Genomic DNA, 1,312 nt, shown 5'->3' on the forward strand with positions numbered 1-1,312 from the left:
AAAAGCGAACGCTGCCCCGTTGCCAGACATGTCGGCACTTAAGGATCGAGGAAGCCAGTGATTTATTCGGAATTCGCTGCGCAGTCTGCAAGGGCATCGGTCGCATGGTGTTCCCTTCAGAACCTTTTCAAACAGATTCAGGCTATTGGAGGTCTTCTTCGTTCAGCTCTCGAACCTCGTCATCGGAGCGTTCCGCGCCGAGCCACCAAAGAATCAACTCGAGACACAGTGCAAGAATGACAGGACCGAGGAATACCCCAACGACTCCCCAAAAAAGTAGCCCGCCGATAGCGCCAAGAAAAACCAGAATTGCCGGCAAGTCCGCTCCGCGCGATACAACAAGTGCTTTTATGAGGTTGTCGGAAAGCCCAACCGCCACAAGCCCCCAGAGAACCATAAAGGTCGCCATGACCGACTGATCATTCATCCAAAGCCAGATCGAAAGTGGTGCCCAAATCAGGATCGGGCCGACTTGCAGAAGGCCAAGCATAAAGGTTGCGAACGCCAGGAGTGGCCAGTGTGGCGCGCCGACGAGCCAGTATGCGAAAGCAGCTACACAGGCCTGTACAGCCGCCGATCCAAGAACACCAAGCACGGTATAACGGATCGTTAGGATCGAGCGAGCACCAAGGTCGGCGACCCGCGTTCCTCCAAGTTTTAGTGCCGCCTTGCCTGCGAGCAGGCTGAGATACTGCGAGTTATGTAGAATTACCCCAGCAAGGATCAGGCCCAGCAAAAACTCCAAAACAAAATAACCGATCAACCGACCTTCGAACACAATTGTCGAGAGAAGCAAACGCAGATCATCGCCAATCAAAGTGCGCAACGCCTCCAAGTCATCTCGTATTCCTATCCAAAGATCGCGCCAAGTTGCGGAGATACCGGCGGGAAGATCAACGCCAATCCATTCAAGGCTGTCTCTGTTTGCGGCGGCAATCGCTAATTCTGGCAAAATCCCTACAACGGAGCGAAAAAGTAACAACATCGGGACAAGTACGATGAGTATCAACCCGACGACAGTAAGGCCAGTCGCCAGTGCACGTCTTTGTCCAAGTTGGTTTGTAAGCTGCGCATGAAAGGGCAAAATGGCGACCGAAATAAAAAGGGCCCATAACAATGCAGGAAGGAATGGGCTGAGCGTCAGCACCCCTAACAGGAATATTAGCGCAAGCCCCCCAAGTGGGAGAGCCTTTTGAACTATATCTCGCATGTCTGCGAGCATTTCGACCTCACTACGACCAATGAAACGCGCAGTACACTATGGCCATCATTTGGCTAGTGGCCACTATTTTTTTGAAGGAAGTAACTTGCG

At 52.4% G+C, this 1,312-nt stretch carries 1 protein-coding gene; it reads right to left on the reverse strand.

Translation table 11 applies throughout. The annotated features are described in order from the left end of the window. Positions 1-142 precede the first annotated feature (142 nt). Positions 143-1,222, reverse strand: a complete 1,080-nt coding sequence (locus tag ACR0J2_RS24050) for an AI-2E family transporter (RefSeq protein ID WP_480814110.1) — start codon at positions 1,220-1,222, stop codon at positions 143-145. Between the last annotated feature and the right edge of the window lie 90 nt (positions 1,223-1,312).

This window comes from Ruegeria sp. CG4 (assembly GCF_056537185.1).

Excerpts from the sequence above, each read along its gene's own strand:
- ACR0J2_RS24050 (WP_480814110.1), bottom strand. The coding sequence starts at position 1,222 with ATGCTCGCAGACATGCGAGATATAGTTCAAAAGGCTCTCCCACTTGGG.